A 16,595-nucleotide genomic window follows, 5' to 3' on the forward strand; every position below is an offset into this window, starting at 1 on the left:
TTTTTGCATACTCAGCGAGCTTCGAGCCAAAAATGGATACATTGTTGTATCGAGACTCGATACACTTCTGTATCGCGGCCTGGGTGCCAGGCCATGTAAAGACTGCAATGTAACTTTCGGAAGGCCAGCATGTCCACCCTGCTCTACGCCCTCGGCCGCTGGGCGACGCGCGCAAAAACGCTCGTGCTCATCATCTGGATCATGCTGCTCGCCCTGCTCGGCACCGGTGCCGCGCTGTTCGGCCAGGGGGCCAACGCGCCCATCACCATTCCGGGCACTGAATCGCAGGAGGCTATTTCCCGCCTCGGCATCACCTTCCCCGAAGTTAGCGGTACCAGTGCGACCATCATCGTGGTCGCCGCGCCCGGAGAAAAACTCGATGCCGAACCGTATCGGGCGATCATGAGCGACGCGGCAAACGAACTCGCAGACACTCGCGGAGTAGAGGGCGTGCGCTCCCCGTTCACCGGAGAGGTGAAGGGCGGGCTTTCTGAAGACGGCGAGGCCGCGCTCATCACTGTGCAGCTGAAGGGGGAGATGAGCAGCGTTTCGGCTGCTACGAAAGACACGATCACGCGTGTCACCGAAGAAATGCGCGATCGCCTCCCAGCCGGTGCCGAAACCTCATACGGCGGCGACGTCTTTTCGGTTTCCATCCCCTCCATTAGCCCGACCGAGGCCGTAGGGGTGCTCATCGCGTTTGTGGTGCTGATCCTGACCCTCGGTTCGCTCCTTGCGGCCGGGATGCCGCTCATTATTGCGCTCCTCGGCGTCGGCGTTTCGATCGCGGGGCTGTTCGTCATGACGGCGTTTGTTGATCTCACCTCCACGACACCGATGCTTGCCCTGATGCTCGGACTCGCGGTGGGCATCGACTACACCCTCTTTATCGTCAGTCGCCACCAAGAACAGCTGCGCTCGGGAATGAGCGTCCCGGACTCTATTGCACGCGCCACAGCGACCTCCGGCTCCGCGGTGGTGTTTGCTGGGCTGACCGTCATCATCGCACTGGTGGGGCTGTCGGTGGCGGGGATCCCGTTCCTGACGGCGCTGGGCGTCGCGGCGGCGGCGGCGGTGGCGATCGCGGTGCTGATTGCCGTGACGCTGACGCCCGCGATCATGGCGATGGCGGGATTGAGGATCCTGCCCAAGAAAGCCCGCCTGGCGCTTGCTGCGGGCACCGAAGCTGCGCAGCCGCACACGCCTTCCCGCGCAGACCGCTTTTTCGGAGGCTGGGTGCGCTCCGTCACGAAACGGCCGATCGTCACGATCCTCGCCGTGCTTGTGCTGCTCGGCTTCGCGGCGGTGCCGGCCGCGAGCCTGCGCCTGGCTCTCCCCAACGCGACCTCGCTGAGCGCCGACGATCCCGCGCGCGTCACCTACGAGCTGACCGGCAAGCACTTCGGTGAGGGCTTCAACGGGCCGCTGCTCCTCACCGGGTCGATCATCACGAGCACCGATCCGCTCGGCCTGATGGAAGACCTCGCCGACGAGGTTCGCAAGGTTCCCGGCGTTGCCGAGGTGCCGCTCTCGACCCCCAATCGGGGCGCTGACACCGGCATCATTCAGGTCGTGCCGGAGGACGGGCCGCACGCCGAGAGCACTGCCGAGCTCGTCAAGAAGCTGCGTGACATGCACGACACCTGGGAGAAGAAGTACGGTGTCAGCCTCGCCGTCACCGGATTCACAGCGGTCGCGATCGACGTCTCTGACCTGCTGATGGGGGCACTGCTGCCGTTCGCGCTGCTCGTCGTGGGGTTGTCGCTCGTGCTGCTCGCAATGGTGTTCCGCTCCGTGTGGGTGCCGATCAAGGCGACACTCGGGTATCTGCTGTCGGTCGGTGTCGCGTTTGGCGCGGTCGTGGCGGTGTTCCAGTGGGGCTGGTTTGGGGATCTGCTGCACGTCGCGTCCACCGGGCCGGTGCTGAGCTTCATGCCGATCATCCTGATGGGGGTGCTGTTCGGGCTCGCGATGGATTACGAGGTGTTTCTGGTCTCGCGCATTCGTGAAGAGTATGTGCACGGCGCAAACGCAGACGCCGCGATTCAGCGTGGCTTTGTCGGCAGCGCGAAGGTGGTGACCGCCGCCGCGCTCATCATGTTCGCCGTGTTTGCAGCGTTCGTGCCCGAGGGGGATCCGAGCATCAAGGTCATCGCCCTGGGCCTCGCGGTGGGCGTGTTTGTTGATGCGTTCATCGTGCGTATGACCCTGGTGCCCGCGGTGCTCGCGCTCCTGGGGGATCACGCCTGGCGCATGCCGCGATGGTTGGCGAAGGTGCTGCCGTCCTTTGACGTTGAGGGTGAGGGCCTCGCTCGTGAACTCGCGCACGCGGATTGGCCCGAGGACATGCCAGACGCCGCGCTCGCCGCCGAGCGACTGCTCCTGTCCGGTGGCGAGAAGCTGCACCGTTTGCGGATTGCGCCCGGTGAAACGCTACTGCTGAACCCGCGGGATCCCCGCTCCTTGCCGCTCGCGCAGGCGCTCATCGGTCGCGGCCCCGTTGTCTCCGGCACCCTCAAGGTGGACGGATTGTTGCTCCCCGAGCGCGCATCGACCCTGCGGGCGCGCTCGGCCTGGGCAGACGCGACGACCCTTCGTGAGACCCTTCGGGATCGTCCGAGCGTGCTGCTGTTTGATCTACGGCAGGCGGGGGAAGCACCCGTGCCACTTGAGCGGATCGATGCTCTGCGCTCAGCGTTTGCCGCGCGGTCCGTGGAATCAGATCGTGGCGAGACCCCGCGACTCACGGTGATCGTCCTTGGTGAGGCAGAGCTCGCGAAGCGGATCCTGGGTGACACGCTCATTCTGCGCGAGATCGATGCGGTGGACGCCGCACATGCCGTGGACGACCTGTTCCCACAAGCCGCCGGCCCTGCTCAGACGCAGGTTGCAGAAGGAGCGAACCGATGACCCCCGCACTCTCCAGGATCAAGGGCACCAAGCCCGTACGCTGGACGACCATCCTCGGACTCGTGCTCGTCCCGTTGACCGTTGCCGGGGTGCTGCTGTGGGGGCTGTGGAATCCGAGCGAACGGCTCGATACCGTGACCGCCGCGGTCGTCAACAAGGACAAACCAGTGACGGTGGACGGCCAGACGGTGCCCCTTGGGCGGGTGCTCGCGGCCGAGCTTATCGGCGGCGATGCGGACACAAACTTCACCTGGACGTTGACCGATGAAGGCGACGCCGAGAAAGGCCTGAAAGACGGTCGCTACGCTACGGTGATCACGATCCCCGAGGGCTTCTCGGCGGCTGCGACCTCGCTCGCCGACGGTCCAGAGAAGGCCGAGGCCGCACACATTGATATCAACGAGAGCGACCGTGGCCGATTGATCGATACCGCGCTGTCAGGCATTGTCACGCAGACCGCGACCACGGTGCTGAACCAGCAGTTGGGTTCCCAGTTTGTCGGCAACGTGTTTGTGGGCATGACCCAGCTTCACAGCGGAATCGGCGAGGCGGCTGACGGCGCGCGTCAGCTTGCGGACGGTGGCGCGCAGCTCGCCGACGGCGCCGCGCAGCTCGCGAGCGGAACCGCGGAACTGTCTTCAGGGGTGGAACAGCTGTCGACCGGCGCCGCGGACCTTGAGACGGGAGCCGGAGGGCTTGCAGCGGGCGTCAACCAGTACGTCGGCGGGGCGCAGACCCTCGCGAGTTCATATGCACAGCTCGGGCCCGGTGCGAGCGCGGCGGCGTCGCAGCTTAAGACAACGATCGGCGCGCTGGGACAGTTCCAGGCCGAGGTGGCACAGCCGGGTGCGGAGCTCGCGACCGGTCTGGGAACCGCGGTCCCCGCGGCGAAGGCCTTGGCCGACGATATCGCACCGCTCTATGCCGAGTGCCTCGGATCCGGTGCGGCGCAATCCTTCTGCGACGCAATGCTGACCCGGCTGACGGGTCACGCAACGGCGATCGGGGCTGGCATCGGCGGAGCGGCAGCGGGCGCTGAAGGCGTCAACACCGCGCTAACGAACCTGCAGGCGAACGCGGGTGGAGGGGCGGCCCAACCCGGTGTGGATCCCATCGCGCAGCTCGACCAGCTCATTGCCGGGCTCGGAGCATTCGGTACCGGTCTCAACGACTTTGCGACGCAGGGCGCGGCGCTTGGCGCGGGCGCGTCGCAGTTGGCCGCCGGGACCTCGCAGCTGTCGACGGGAGTTGGTGCGCTCGCAGAAGGAACACCCGCGCTCGCTGAGGGTGCCTCGGGGCTGGCAGAGGGTGCGACACAGTCCGCTCAGGGCGCGAGCGGTCTTGCGACGGGTTTGAAGGACGCCGTCGCCGAGATCCCGAACTACAGCAAAGCGGAGAGTGAGAAGCTCGCCGAGACGGTGGTGGCCCCGGTTGAGGCTCGCGGTGGCAGTGATGAGCTGTTCAACTCTTCGGGTGTGCCGCTGTTCGCGGGCATCGCGCTGTGGGCCGGTGCGCTCGCGATGTTCCTGGTGCTGTCGCCGCTGTGGCGACGCACGCGAGACGCGGCCCAGGGTGTTGGCGCGATCACACTCAGGAGTGCGCTCCCGGCGCTCGCGTTGGGTGCGATTCAGGGGGCAATCGCGGGTATCGTTTTGCCGGTTGCGCTCGGGTACAGTTTTGCCCAGAGCATCGGATTCTTTGGCCTTGCCCTGCTCGCGGGAGTGGCGTTCTCGCTCATCGTGCAGGGGCTGTCGGCCTTGCTCGGTGGCTTCGGCAGGTTCGTGGCGTTTGCGCTCCTGGTGGTCGCGTTTGCGGTCGGGATCGTCTCGACGGTGCCGGGGCCGCTTGCAGCAATCGGTGACGCGAGCCCCGTCGGCGCGGCGTTCACCGGGTTCCAGGCGATCGCGAGCGGGTCTCAGGGCGCCCCGGGTGCTGCCTGGACGCTCGCCCTCTGGGCTCTGGCCGGACTGGTGTTGACCGCCTTCGCCGTGGTTCGTGCGCGCCGGCCGCGTGGCTAGCGGGGGTGGCCTCTCGGTTTGGGGGCCAGACGCTGCTGCCGTACTTGCCGCGCCGGGCGCGGATCCTGAGCCGGGATTGGCCGTCAGCTCTACGGCTGCCACTGTATCGACGAGAAAGCACTTCCCCGACGAGAAGCTAGTTTGCGTGTGTCGGCGGAGTGCATTCTCGTCGGCAGACTGCCTTCTCGTCGTGCTGAGGGCCAGTCAGTGGATCTCAGCCGTCTTGAGCGGGCATGTCCTTGATGAGGTTGGTGATGCGAACGGTGCAGCAGCGCCGCCCCTGCTCGTCGGTGATGACGATCTCATGGACCGCAAGCGTGCGGCCGAGGTGAATTGGGGTGCAGACGCCTGTCACGTAGCCTTCAGTGGCAGATCGGGTGTGAGTGGCGTTGATGTCGACCCCAACAGCGAGACGCCCCGCGCCCGCGTGCAGGTTGGCGGCCATCGAACCGAGCGATTCACCGAGCACCACGTATGCTCCACCGTGCAGGTAGCCGACGGTCTGCCGGTTGCCCTGTACGGGCATGCGGGCGACGGTGCGTTCGACCGTGTACTCGAGAAACTCGATCCCCATCGCGTCAGCGAGTTCACCGGAACCGTTCTGGGCGACCCAATTCTGTGTCTCAGTCTCAGTTTTCACTAGTTCAGACTACTTCCCTGCGCCGGTAAATTGAGGCTTTCGCTTCTCCTGGAACGCGGCGAAGCCCTCCCGATAATCGCTTGTATCGCAGAGCGCGGCCTGGGCGCGGTTCTCATCAGCCATCGACGCCCACAGCCCAATTCGGCGATCGCGCAGATCGGCGACGAGTGCTTTGGAGGCCAGGAATGCCTGTGTTGCACCGCTCGCAGCCTTCAAGGCCGCCGCGCGGGTCGCCTCCAACACCTCGTCATCGGGGAACGTCCGAGAGAAGAGACCCGCTGCCACCGCCTCGGTGCCGCTCATCAGGCGTCCGGTGTAAATCAGGTCGAGGGTGCGGTGCGCCCCCAGCCGCTCAAAGAACATGGCGTGGCCACCCGAGTCGAGCGTTGCACCGAGATTCGCAAACGGGCTCCCGATCTTCGCCGATTCCGCAACGTAGACGACGTCGCTCGCGATCAGCAGCCCGAGTCCGACACCGAGGCACGCGCCGTGCGCAACCGCGAAGGTCGGCGCGGGAAACTGGCTCATCTGCTCCATGAGCGGCTGGATCAGGCCATCAAGGTAGCCGAGCACGTCGTCCTCGCGAGGATCCACGCCCGAGATGTCACGTCCCGCACAGAATCCGCGGCCCTCGCCGCGGAGGACGAGTGCGCGCACTCCGGCCTGCGCGGCCTCGGTGTACGCGGCTGACAGTTCACGCACGTCGGAGGGGCCGAGCGAGTTCAGCCGCTCGGGGGCGTCGAGCACGACCTCGGCGACGCCGTCAGTAATGGAGAGCTTGATCATGGTTCGGTCCTTAGGTTACTGCTGCTCGAATACTTTCGCCGGTTGAGCGAGCTTGCGAGTCGAAACCCCTTGATTTCCTTGGTTTCGACTCCTTGGGCAGTAGCCCAAGCAGCGAATGCGGAAGAACACAATGTGTTCTTCGTTGAGCATTCACTGCTCGCTCAACCGGCGGAGGGGGCTTCAGCCCTACGCATCGTAGTCGACAACAACCTTGTCGGACTGCGGGTGTGATTGGCAGGTGAGCACGTAGCCGCGATCGATTTCATCGGCTTCAAGCGCATAGTTTTCGGTCATCGACACGGATCCGGTGACGATGCGGGCGCGGCAGGTGCCGCAGACGCCTCCCGCGCACGCGAAGGGCACGTCGGGGCGCACCCGCAGGGCGGCGTTCAGGATCGTCTCGTTCGCGCTGACCGGGCTATCGACCGACGCTGACGTGCCGTCGAGCGTGAAGTCAATCGTGACCGTCTTTTCGCCCGCGCGTACCTTGACCGGCCGCGCCCGCGTCGGAGCCTCGCCCGGTTCGCCGGTGGTGAAGAGTTCGAAGCGCACATGCGAGGGATCCACCGCGTGTTCCGTCAGGAGATCCTTGCACAGCTGCACCAGTTCGAACGGCCCGCACAGCACCCACTCGTCGGCCATCCCAACCGGGATCACCGAACTCAGAATCGTCCGCAGCCGTTCTTCGTCGAGCCTGCCCGACATGATCGGAGCTGATCGCTGCTCGCGGGAGAGTACGTGGTGGATCGCAAAACGCTGGGGGTAGCGATCCTTCAGGTCCGCGAGCTCTTCCACAAACATGACGTCGAGCGAGGAACGGTTTGTGAAGAGCAAGTCGAAGCGACTGGTCTCGCTCTGCTGCAACACGCGATGCGCCATCGTGATGATCGGGGTGATCCCGGATCCTGCGGCGATGCCGACGACGTGGCGACCGTCGAGTTCGGCGAGGTTTGAGGTGAACGCGCCCTGCGGGGTCATCACCTGCAGCATCATTCCCGCGCGCAACTCGGTGTTGGCCCAGTTGGAGAAGAGCCCACCGAGATCCTGTTTGATCGCGACCGAGATCTTGCCGTCTGCCGGCGGGCGGCAGATGGAGTAGGAACGGCGCACGTCTTCGCCATCGATGGTGGTGCGGAGCGCGAGGTACTGCCCGGCGAGGTAGTTGTACTCGTCGGTGAGCTCATCGGGTACCTCGAACGTCACCTCCACGCTGGTGTCGGTGAGCCTGCGGACGTCTGCGACGCGGAGCTCGTGGAACGTCGCGCGCTTCTTGGTTTGCATCGTCGATCCGAGATTGGTGGCGGCCATGTGGTGTCCTTCGCTAGTGAACTTTGAAGTAGTCAAACGGTTCGAGGCAGTCGCTGCACTCGTACAGCGCCTTGCACGAGGTGGAACCGAAGCGCGCGATCTCGCGGGTGCGGATGGAGTGGCAGCGCGGGCATTTGACGGCCATCTGCACGAGCACCGGCCCCTGTCGTCCGGCCGCGCGGAAATTGGGGGGCGCAATTCCGTAGGCTTCGAGTTTTTGTTTGCCGGTTTCGGTCATCCAGTCGGTGGTCCACGCCGGTGAGAGCGTGGTGTCGACCTCCACCCGGCCGTAGCCGGCCTCGCGCAGCCTGGCAGTGACGTCATCGCGCATCTGGTCGAGCGCGGGGCACCCGGAGTAGGTCGGTGTCAGCACCACACGCACCCCGTCGGATCCGACGGCGGCCGAGCGCAGCACCCCCAGATCCTCGATGGTCAGGACCGGGACTTCCGGATCCGGAACCTGCGCGGCGATATCCCAGACGCGCGCAGCTTCGGGATCGCGGGGCCTGAGGCTCGTCACCAGGACGCTCCGGGGTGACGGCGGGGCAGCCACTGCATCTCGGTCAGGATGTGACCCAGGAGCGTGCTGTGGATCCCGGATCGGCCCTCGGCGCGGGCGGGCTTCACCTGCGGAGTGTTGAGTTCCGCTTCGGAGAACACCTCGGCAACGGTGCGGTCGAATCCCGCACGCAGGCTTGAGGGCGCGGGCACCACGCCGCTGAGGCGTGCGGTGAGCTCGTCGTCAACGAATAGCTCGTCAACGTAGGGCCAGACATCGCCGAGCGCGACGATGATCTTGCCGCGAGATTCTTCTGTGCCGCCGGCGAGCCGCAGGATCCACTGCGCCGCGTGGTCGAGGTGGTAGCGAACCTCACGCTCGGCCTTCGCCGCGATCGCCTGCAGTGTTGGGTCGGTGCTCTTCTGCAATTCGCGGTAGAGCTCTGCCTGATAGGCGGAGAACAGAAACTGCCTGGCGATGGTGTCACCGAAGTGTCCGTTGCGCTGCTCCACCAGCCAGCAGTTGCGGAACTCGTGCTCGTCGCGCCAGAACGCGAGATCGTCCTCCGAGCGATCCGAGGCGGTCCCGGCGAAGTGCAGCAGTGCGCGCGCATGGCCGAGAAGGTCAAGCGCGATGTTGGACAGCGCCATGTCCTCTTCGAGTTCCGGCGCCTTCGCCACCCACCATCCGAGTTGCTGCGACAGGATCAGCGCGTCGTCCCCGAGGCGCAGCGCGTACTCCGCAATATCGGGAGTTGCGGTGGCACCGGATCCGGGAAGCTCATCGGCGAGGCGGAGCTCGTCGACGGTGACGTCACCGTGGGAGCTCGGCGCAGTGTCTGTGTTGTGGCTCACAGGTGCTTCACCCCTCGGCGCGCGTGTAGTACACGGCGTGGCGATAATTCTTGCCCGCGGGGGATTCAAAGAACACGCCCTTGGAGTCGGGATCGCTCGTGGTGATCGCGGCGGCGGGCACCACCCAGATCGAGACGCCCTCGTTGCGGCGAGTGTAGAGGTCACGGGCATTGCGCAGCGCCATCGCCTCATCGGGCGCGTGCAAGGATCCGGCGTGAACGTGGCTGAGACCCCGGTTCGCGCGGATGAATACCTCCCACAGGGGCCAATCCTCGGTACCCATTTCTCCGGGTGTGGACATCCTTGTCTCCTTCTTCTGTCAAGTGTTGAACCGCCGGTTGAGTGAGGCGCCAGCCGAGTCGAAACCAAAGGTTTCGCGATTTCGACTCGCTCCGCTCGCTCAATCGGCGGAAAAGTCTATTGTCGGATGGGCTACGCCGCGAAGCGCTGCCGCTCACGCTGTTTACGGGCATACTCGACTGCGGCCTCGCGCACCCACGCACCCTCTTCGTGTGCGTCGCGGCGGTTGCGGATGCGGTCGGTGTTCGCGGGGCCGCGGCCATCGAGGATCGCGTTGAATTCGTCCCAGTCGATTTCGCCGAGGATCCACTTGCCCGTCTCCTCGTCGTAGCGCAGATCCTTGTCGGGGCACTCAAGTCCGAGAGCCTCAAACTGCGGAACGCACATGCCAACGAAGCGCTGCCGCAACTCGTCGTTTGAGAAGCGCTTGATCTTCCAGGCCATCGACTGCGCCGAGTTGGGTGAAGCATCGTCGCTCGGGCCGAACATCATGAGCGACGGCCAGTACCAGCGATTCACTGATTCTTGCGCCATCTGCTTCTGCTCGGGGGTGCCGTGTGAGAGTTCATACAGGATCTCGAATCCCTGGCGCTGATGGAACGATTCCTCTTTGCAGATACGCACCATCGCGCGGCCGTAGGGGCCGTAGGATGCGCGGCACAGCGGCACCTGATTGCAGATCGCGGCGCCGTCGACGAGCCACCCGATCGCGCCCATATCGGCCCAGCTGGGGGTGTGGTAGTTGAAGATCGACGAGTAGCGCGCGCGGCCCTCAATGAGGGCGTCGGTCATCTCCTCGCGGCTGATCCCGAGAGTCTGCGCCGCCGAATAGAGGTAGAGGCCGTGGCCCGCCTCGTCCTGCACCTTGGCGATGAGGATCGCCTTGCGCTTGAGGCTGGGCGCGCGGGTGATCCAGTTCGCCTCCGGCTGCATGCCAATGATCTCGGAGTGTGCGTGCTGCGAGATTTGGCGAATGAGGGTCTTGCGGTACTTTTCCGGCATCCAGTCGCGGGGTTCGATCCTCTGATCCGCCTCGATGAGTGCGTCGAAGTGGGCCTGTTGTTCCTCTTCGGTCAATACCTGCTCAGTCGTCGTCGGCATCTGATGCCTCCTTGCGTCAGTTACGTGCGGTGGCCCTCGCGGAGCCGGGAAACTAGTGGTAGAGTCTCGGAAAAGCATTTACTTACCGATCATTCAGTTAGTATACGCACACTTCCGGAACATCCGCAAAGACCGCGGCTGCCCATCAATTAACACGCAACGGAGCGCACATGAGTTCACCGACGAGCCAGATCACCCAGACCGCTGAGGCGGGAATCGAAGACCGCATTGAGCTGGATCCGAGTTGGTCAGCGACGGCCATGATGCGCATGGACACCGCAAAGACCGCGTTTGGGATCCGGATCGACGCGCTGGAGCGCGGTCGCGCGGTACTCACGATGCCCGTTCGCGATGACATGGTCAACGGATTTGGAATCACGCACGGCGGGATGGTGTTTACGCTCGCTGACACCGCGTTTGCCTACGCCTGTAACGAGGGCGAAAACGCGGTTGTCGCGTCCGGCGTCGACATCACGTTTACACGCGCCAGTCGTGCGGGCGATGTCCTCACAGCAGTCGCCGAGCGGCGGTGGCTGTCGGGGCGCAACGGTCTCTACGACATCACGGTGACCGACCAGCACGATCAGGTCATCGCCGAGTTCCGAGGCCGCTCCTTCGCCACGAACCGGCCGCTGCCCGTGGACGCCTGACCGCCCTCGTTCAATCTGTATTCACCTCACACACCGCAAGAAGGAACACCATGTCTGCAACCGCACAGCTCACCGTCGAGCCAGGTCTTCACGTCGAAGAACGTCTCACCCGCGAAGAACTCGAAGCGCTCCAGCTCAGGCGGCTGCAGTGGACGGTGCGGCACGCCTACGACAATGTGCCGTTCTACCGGGCAAAGTTTGACGCCGCGGGCGTCCACCCGGATGACATTCAAGACCTCGCTGACATCGAGAAACTTCCCTTCACCACGAAGGCCGACCTGCGTGACAACTATCCTTTCGGGCTGTTTGCCGTGCCGATGGAGCAGGTGCGTCGTATCCACGCGTCCTCGGGTACGACGGGCCGACTCACGGTGGTCGGGTATACGGATCAGGATCTGGAGAACTGGGCCGACCTCATCGCCCGCTCGCTCTACGCTTCGGGCGTCCGACCGGGCTGGCGAGTGCACAACGCCTACGGTTACGGCCTCTTCACCGGCGGACTTGGCGCTCATGCCGGCATCGAGAAGCTTGGCTGCACGGTGATCCCGATGTCGGGTGGGCAGACAGAAAAGCAGGTGCAGCTGATCCACGATTTTGAGCCCGACGCCATCATGTGCACCCCGAGTTACCTGCTGACCATCGCCGACGCATTCGAGAAGGCGGGTTTGGATCCGCGGGCCTCGAGCCTCAAGGTCGCGATCTGTGGCGCGGAGCCGTGGACCGAGGCGATGCGGCACGAGATCGAGGATCGGCTGAACCTCAAGGCTGTCGACATTTACGGCCTCTCCGAGATGATGGGTCCGGGCGTGGGCAACGAGTGCGTCGAGACGCAGGATGGCCCGCACATTTGGGAGGACCATTTCCTCCCCGAGATCATTGACGAAGACCTGCGGCAGGTTGAAGACGGCGTGCCGGGGGAGCTCGTGTTTACGACCCTCACCAAAGAGGCCTTCCCGATGATCCGCTATCGGACGCGGGATCTGACGACACTGTTGCCGGGCACCGCACGCCCCGCGCACCGCCGGATCGCGAAGATCACCGGGCGCAACGACGACATGATCATTCTGCGCGGGGTGAATCTGTTTCCGACCCAGATCGAAGAAATCGTGTGCGAGATCCCAGAACTCTCGACCCACTTCATTCTTGAGCTCACAAAACGCGGCACGATGGATCACCTGACCGTCAAGGTGGAACCGCGCGAAGGGGTCGCCGAGCACGAGGCGAACAACAGCCTGAAACTGCTGCAGAAGCGGATCAAGGATCGCGCGGGAACGACGCTCGGCACCGAGCTCGCCGCCCAGGGCACGCTTCCACGTTCTGAAGGAAAGCTGAAGCGCCTATACGATCTTCGGTAAGGAGTGCGGATTGCGCACCCCGCCGATTGGGTGCCCCGCCGATTGAGCGAGGCGTTAGCCGAGTCGAAATCAAAGGGGTTTCGATACTTCGACTCGGCTGGCGCCTCGCTCAGCACGGCGCTTGCATTGCTTGCTCAACCGGCGGTCAAACGCTAGGAGGTCAACCTGTTGGACAGCTCAGCCGCGACCCCCGCGACCCCCGCGACCCCCCGTCGTGGGCGCCCCGGGCACGATCAGAACAGCATGCTCGAGGTGATCGTGCAGGTGTTCACTGATCACGGTTACGACGCGTCGTCCCTCGGGATGATCGCGGATCGGCTGGGCCTGTCGAAGTCGGCGGTGTATCACCACTTTGCGTCAAAATCAGAGATGCTGGAGATCGCGCTGCAGCGGGTGCTTGGCGAGCTTGAGCGGGTGTTTGACGAGGCCGAGGCCCAGTCTGATGACGCGGTGCTGCAGATCCGTTCGATCGTGCGCAACGCGGTGCTGGTGGCGTGCGCGCAGCAGTCGTATCTGACCCTGCTGCTGCGTCTGCACGGCAACTCTGATGTCGAGTTACGCGCGCTTGAGCGCAGGCGGGCGTTGACTGCCCGATTGCGAGAGATGTTTGTGCAGGCTCGTGCGGATGGCGCGCTACGGGACGATCTTGATCCCGGACTTGCCGCACGCTTCACCTTTGGTCTCGTCAACTCGCTCGTGGAGTGGTACCGCCCGGACGGTCCCGATACGCCCGAGGAGCTCGCGGATGCCGTGCTTGGCTACGTCCGCACCGGCCTCCGGGTGAACGAGGTCCGCGATTTTCGTTAGGGGAAGGCCAAGTCCGAGCGCGGTCGGGCCTGGTCCATGCCGCTGTATCCCGGCAGCCCCAGATAACGCTGCCCTTCGCACGGGTCGCTTCGGCACAGTGTCGTGCGGAAATACCCTGCGCAACCGACCCATTCGGGATGTGCACGCGGCGGCATGCAGCGCATGCACCCAGTCATGTTGCGCAAATGGCCGAGTCGCGCCGGTTTCTCTCCGTAGACACAATGCGCGACCTCCTCAACGGACAATCCGCGACCTTCCCAACGTACAATCTCGAGCCACGTTGACAAGCCTGCTGCAAACGACAGCAACCGAGGTGATCATGCGCGGCTTTCGCTAAGCTAGCAACGTAACCGGCGGCAGCGTCGTCGCGGTGAGTATCAATGACGATATGAGGGGAAGTACTGATGGGGGAGCAAGATCCAGCAGGAAAGCGCAACGCTCATATGCAAGAAGGCATTCCAGAGCACCTGAATGACACCGACCATCTCGCGGTACTCGGCTATGAAGACTCCTTCAGCCGCTCCATGAGCTTGTGGGGCAATTTCGCACTCGGCTTCACGTACCTCTCACCGCTTGTGGGTGTCTACTCGCTATTTGCCGTTGCTCTCTCCACGGGAGGCCCGCCGTCAATTTGGTGGATCCTCATCGTTGCGTGCGGGCAGATGCTGGTTGCGCTCGTGTTTGGGGAGGTGGTGTCGCAGTACCCGATCCACGGCGGCGTGTACCCCTGGGCGCGGCGGTTGTGGGGCCGCCGCTACGCGTGGATGGCGGCGTGGGTATACATCTGGGCGATGATGGTCACAATAACGGCGGTCGCGGAGTTTGGCACCGGGTTCGTTGCGAGTCTATTCGGGATCACCCTGACCCCGGCGATCACGCTCATGATCGCGCTCGGATTTCTCCTGCTTGCGCTCGCGATCAACTTCACCGGCACAGCCTGGCTGGGACGGATTGCACGGATCGGCCTGTTCGCCGAGCTCATCGGCGTTATCGGGGTGGGACTGTATCTGCTCATTTTCCAGCGCAAGAACGATATTGGAGTGTTCTTCGATTCGATGGGCGTCGCGGGCGACGGGAGCTATGCCGGAGCGTTCTTTGCCGCCGCGATCACGGGACTCTTTCTGTTTTATGGCTTTGAGGCGTGCGGTGACGTTGCGGAGGAAGTCGAGAACCCGGCGAAGCGGATCCCGCGTGCGATGCAGCTGACAATTGTGGTCGGCGGGGTATCGGCCCTGTTCTCATTCGCCGGATACGTCTTGGCCGCCCCAAACCTGCAAGAGATTGTGCGGGGCGAGGTTGAGGATCCGATTCCCGCGATTTTGGAATCCACGCTTGGAGCGGTGGGCGCGAAGATCTTCTTGGTTGTGGCACTGCTCGCGTTCATCTCGTGCGTACTGAGCCTGCAGGCTGCCGCGAGTCGCCTCATCTTCTCCTTCGCGCGCGATGGCATGCTGCCGGGACATCGCTGGCTGTCGAAGGTGTCAGCTACGAGTAAGGTGCCCAACAACGCGCTGATTGTCGCCTGCACCGTACCAGCGCTGTTCTGCGTGTTGATTTTTGTGAACGAAAACCTGCTGGTGCCGATCACCTCGTTTGCGATTCTCGGGATCTACGTGGCATTCCAGATGGTGGTGCTTGCTGCGCTCAGACAGCGCCTCAAGGGATGGCGACCAGCAGGGCCGTTCTCGCTCGGACGCTGGGGCACCGTGGTGAACACCGCCGCGCTCGCCTACGGTATTTTCGCGTTTGTGATCCTGGCGACCCCCGGTAGCAGCGGCGACTTCCTTGAGGACTACGTGGTACACCTTGGGCTTGGGCTCGTGGTTGTTGCTGGGTTGCTGTACCTGTTTGCCGCGCGCCCCGATTCACACTCTGACGCGCCCGAGGGTGACGCGATCCACGTTGCTACCGAGATCAGGCAACGCACCGGGCAGCTCACCGTGCCCCGCCGAAACGAGTGACGGTCCACCGTAGCGGCGCACCCGGCCGCTACGGCATGATGAACTGCAGGGTTGCGATCCCATAGTCCGCAAGCACCGGGGCTCGTTGCTGGGTCCGGGAGTCACTCGGTGAGGTGTCCGAGGGACACCACATTTACTCCATCTTCACGTGCATAACTCGTGTTGCCCGCGGTCAGTACCGTCAAAGACCCAAGCTCCCGTTGTCTGTTCGAGGCGACCTTTGACTTGAGTTTCTTGAGGTTGCTGGCGGCCTGCTCGATTGCCTGGCTGCCGCCCATCTTTACCTCGAACGCGCTCCAGGTGCCATCTCGTAGCTCAACGATCGCATCAACTTCGAGGCCGGAGCTATCTCGATAGTGGTAGACCCGCCCGCCTAGGGCTTGCGAGTACACGCGCAGATCCCGAATGCACAATGATTCAAACAGAAACCCAAAGAGGTTGAGGTCTTGGAGCAGGCGTTGTTCATCGCCATCAAGCGCGGCAACCGTGAGCGAGGGATCAACAAAGTGCCACTTGGGTTGGACTCGCATTCTCACGTTTGAGCGCAGGTGGGTGGACCACGCTGGGAGCTCTTCAACGACAAATACACGCGTGAGTGCGTCAATGTACTGTCGGGAGGATTGCGCTGAAATGTCGGCCTCCACTGCCAGCTTGGTCGCGGTGCGTTCGCCGGCAACATTTCTGGCGATAGCTCGAAGAAGCGCAGATACGCGGGCTGGATCGAAACGTAGCCCCAAACCGCGAAGATCCACCCGAGCAACATCATCCAGATAGCTCTGAAGGTATCGAACTGGATCGCGCTTCGGATTTGTCACGAGTGCGGGCCAACCGCCCCGCGCGATAGCGTGCGAATACCCGGGCACATCCAAGCCGCCAAGACCCGCTGGCGTTTCCCCCTGCATGAGCGCGCTGAGTCTGACGTGGCCGGTGCTTTCCCGGCTTTCGGAAAGGCTCATCGGGTGAACGAGGAGCCGGCCAAAGCGGCCAGCTCCGCTGTGCCGGGTGTGGTCGTCGGAGGGAGTGGCTGATCCTGCAAATATGAACTGCCCGGGCGTACCGCGCTCGTCGATTGTGTGCCGGGCCGCGTTCCACAGGAGTGGCGCGAGCTGCCATTCATCCACGAGGCGCGGAGTACCACCTTCGAGCACGAGGGTTGGAGTTGTTTCGGCGAGGGCTACGAGCGCAGGATCTGAGTCAAGGCGTACGGAGCTATTTGCGTACTGTAAACCCGTCTCGGTCTTGCCTGACGCTCGTGGACCCTCGAGCACCAGCACACCAAATGTGCGCAGATCTACCCGAACGGCATCGTCCACAATTCGTTGCCAGGAGCCGCCCATGCCCCACCAATATCACTCCTGCACAAATTCCAATATCACTCCTGCACAAATCGAGAAGTCACCCGGTCG

Annotated in this window: 14 protein-coding genes; 6 read left to right on the forward strand and 8 right to left on the reverse strand. The window is 63.8% G+C overall.

Annotated features, from left to right (window positions below):
- Positions 1-129 precede the first annotated feature (129 nt).
- Together G7067_RS03270 and G7067_RS03275 are read left to right on the forward strand one after the other, a co-directional pair.
- Complete coding sequence (locus G7067_RS03270; RefSeq protein ID WP_166321951.1) at positions 130-2,910, forward strand: MMPL family transporter; 2,781 nt, start codon at positions 130-132, stop codon at positions 2,908-2,910.
- The gene (locus G7067_RS03275) at positions 2,907-4,928 is read left to right on the forward strand and encodes a YhgE/Pip domain-containing protein (RefSeq protein WP_166321953.1); all 2,022 of its coding nucleotides are present in this window, start codon (positions 2,907-2,909) and stop codon (positions 4,926-4,928) included. Before G7067_RS03270 ends, G7067_RS03275 begins: the two co-directional genes overlap by 4 nt.
- Before the next feature lie 214 nt (positions 4,929-5,142).
- Here G7067_RS03275 and G7067_RS03280 read toward each other — a convergent pair whose 3' ends face one another.
- From G7067_RS03280 to paaA, 7 genes are all read right to left on the reverse strand, one after another.
- The gene (locus G7067_RS03280; RefSeq protein ID WP_166325687.1) at positions 5,143-5,502 is read right to left on the reverse strand and encodes a hotdog fold thioesterase; all 360 of its coding nucleotides are present in this window, start codon (positions 5,500-5,502) and stop codon (positions 5,143-5,145) included.
- Positions 5,503-5,577: 75 nt separating this feature from the next.
- Positions 5,578-6,354, reverse strand: coding sequence for an enoyl-CoA hydratase/isomerase family protein (locus G7067_RS03285; RefSeq protein ID WP_166321955.1), 777 nt, complete (start codon positions 6,352-6,354; stop codon positions 5,578-5,580).
- Positions 6,355-6,540: 186 nt separating this feature from the next.
- Positions 6,541-7,662 carry a 1,2-phenylacetyl-CoA epoxidase subunit PaaE gene (gene paaE / locus G7067_RS03290; protein ID WP_166321957.1) on the reverse strand — a complete coding sequence of 374 codons (1,122 nt, stop codon included), beginning with the start codon at positions 7,660-7,662 and terminating at the stop codon, positions 6,541-6,543.
- A 13-nt stretch (positions 7,663-7,675) separates the two neighbouring features.
- Positions 7,676-8,182, reverse strand: coding sequence for a 1,2-phenylacetyl-CoA epoxidase subunit PaaD (gene paaD, locus G7067_RS03295; protein WP_166321959.1), 507 nt, complete (start codon positions 8,180-8,182; stop codon positions 7,676-7,678).
- Positions 8,179-9,015, reverse strand: a complete 837-nt coding sequence (gene paaC / locus G7067_RS03300) for a 1,2-phenylacetyl-CoA epoxidase subunit PaaC (protein WP_166321961.1) — start codon at positions 9,013-9,015, stop codon at positions 8,179-8,181. Before paaC ends, paaD begins: the two co-directional genes overlap by 4 nt.
- 7 nt (positions 9,016-9,022) lie before the next feature.
- On the reverse strand, positions 9,023-9,316 hold the full coding sequence (paaB, locus tag G7067_RS03305; protein ID WP_166321963.1) for a 1,2-phenylacetyl-CoA epoxidase subunit PaaB: 294 nt from the start codon (positions 9,314-9,316) through the stop codon (positions 9,023-9,025).
- A gap of 131 nt (positions 9,317-9,447) precedes the next feature.
- Positions 9,448-10,416 (reverse strand): 1,2-phenylacetyl-CoA epoxidase subunit PaaA, encoded by a 969-nt coding sequence (gene paaA / locus G7067_RS03310; protein WP_166321965.1) that lies wholly within the window; start codon positions 10,414-10,416, stop codon positions 9,448-9,450.
- A 170-nt stretch (positions 10,417-10,586) separates the two neighbouring features.
- Here paaA and paaI point away from each other — a divergent pair, with 170 nt between their 5' ends.
- From paaI to G7067_RS03330, 4 genes are all read left to right on the forward strand, one after another.
- Positions 10,587-11,066, forward strand: a complete 480-nt coding sequence (gene paaI / locus G7067_RS03315; protein WP_166321967.1) for a hydroxyphenylacetyl-CoA thioesterase PaaI — start codon at positions 10,587-10,589, stop codon at positions 11,064-11,066.
- Between the two features lie 50 nt (positions 11,067-11,116).
- A complete protein-coding gene (paaK, locus tag G7067_RS03320; protein ID WP_166321969.1) occupies positions 11,117-12,421 on the forward strand; it encodes a phenylacetate--CoA ligase PaaK in 1,305 nt (434 codons plus the stop codon).
- Positions 12,422-12,589: 168 nt separating this feature from the next.
- Positions 12,590-13,228 (forward strand): TetR/AcrR family transcriptional regulator, encoded by a 639-nt coding sequence (locus G7067_RS03325; RefSeq protein ID WP_244301222.1) that lies wholly within the window; start codon positions 12,590-12,592, stop codon positions 13,226-13,228.
- Between the two features lie 404 nt (positions 13,229-13,632).
- A complete protein-coding gene (locus G7067_RS03330) occupies positions 13,633-15,189 on the forward strand; it encodes an APC family permease (RefSeq protein ID WP_244301223.1) in 1,557 nt (518 codons plus the stop codon).
- Positions 15,190-15,290: 101 nt separating this feature from the next.
- On the opposite strand, the gene G7067_RS03335 is transcribed toward G7067_RS03330, so the two are convergent.
- A complete protein-coding gene (locus G7067_RS03335) occupies positions 15,291-16,526 on the reverse strand; it encodes an ATP-binding protein (protein ID WP_166321971.1) in 1,236 nt (411 codons plus the stop codon).
- Between the last annotated feature and the right edge of the window lie 69 nt (positions 16,527-16,595).

It is taken from the genome of Leucobacter insecticola (assembly GCF_011382965.1).
Taxonomy (GTDB): Bacteria; Actinomycetota; Actinomycetes; order Actinomycetales; family Microbacteriaceae; genus Leucobacter; species Leucobacter insecticola.

Excerpts from the sequence above, each read along its gene's own strand:
- G7067_RS03285 (WP_166321955.1), bottom strand. The coding sequence starts at position 6,354 with ATGATCAAGCTCTCCATTACTGACGGCGTCGCCGAGGTCGTGCTCGAC.
- G7067_RS03280 (WP_166325687.1), bottom strand. The coding sequence starts at position 5,502 with ATGGGGATCGAGTTTCTCGAGTACACGGTCGAACGCACCGTCGCCCGC.
- paaI (WP_166321967.1), top strand. The coding sequence starts at position 10,587 with ATGAGTTCACCGACGAGCCAGATCACCCAGACCGCTGAGGCGGGAATC.
- paaE (WP_166321957.1), bottom strand. The coding sequence starts at position 7,662 with ATGGCCGCCACCAATCTCGGATCGACGATGCAAACCAAGAAGCGCGCG.
- paaA (WP_166321965.1), bottom strand. The coding sequence starts at position 10,416 with ATGCCGACGACGACTGAGCAGGTATTGACCGAAGAGGAACAACAGGCC.
- paaK (WP_166321969.1), top strand. The coding sequence starts at position 11,117 with ATGTCTGCAACCGCACAGCTCACCGTCGAGCCAGGTCTTCACGTCGAA.
- G7067_RS03270 (WP_166321951.1), top strand. The coding sequence starts at position 130 with ATGTCCACCCTGCTCTACGCCCTCGGCCGCTGGGCGACGCGCGCAAAA.
- G7067_RS03330 (WP_244301223.1), top strand. The coding sequence starts at position 13,633 with ATGGGGGAGCAAGATCCAGCAGGAAAGCGCAACGCTCATATGCAAGAA.
- G7067_RS03275 (WP_166321953.1), top strand. The coding sequence starts at position 2,907 with ATGACCCCCGCACTCTCCAGGATCAAGGGCACCAAGCCCGTACGCTGG.
- paaB (WP_166321963.1), bottom strand. The coding sequence starts at position 9,316 with ATGTCCACACCCGGAGAAATGGGTACCGAGGATTGGCCCCTGTGGGAG.
- G7067_RS03335 (WP_166321971.1), bottom strand. The coding sequence starts at position 16,526 with ATGGGCGGCTCCTGGCAACGAATTGTGGACGATGCCGTTCGGGTAGAT.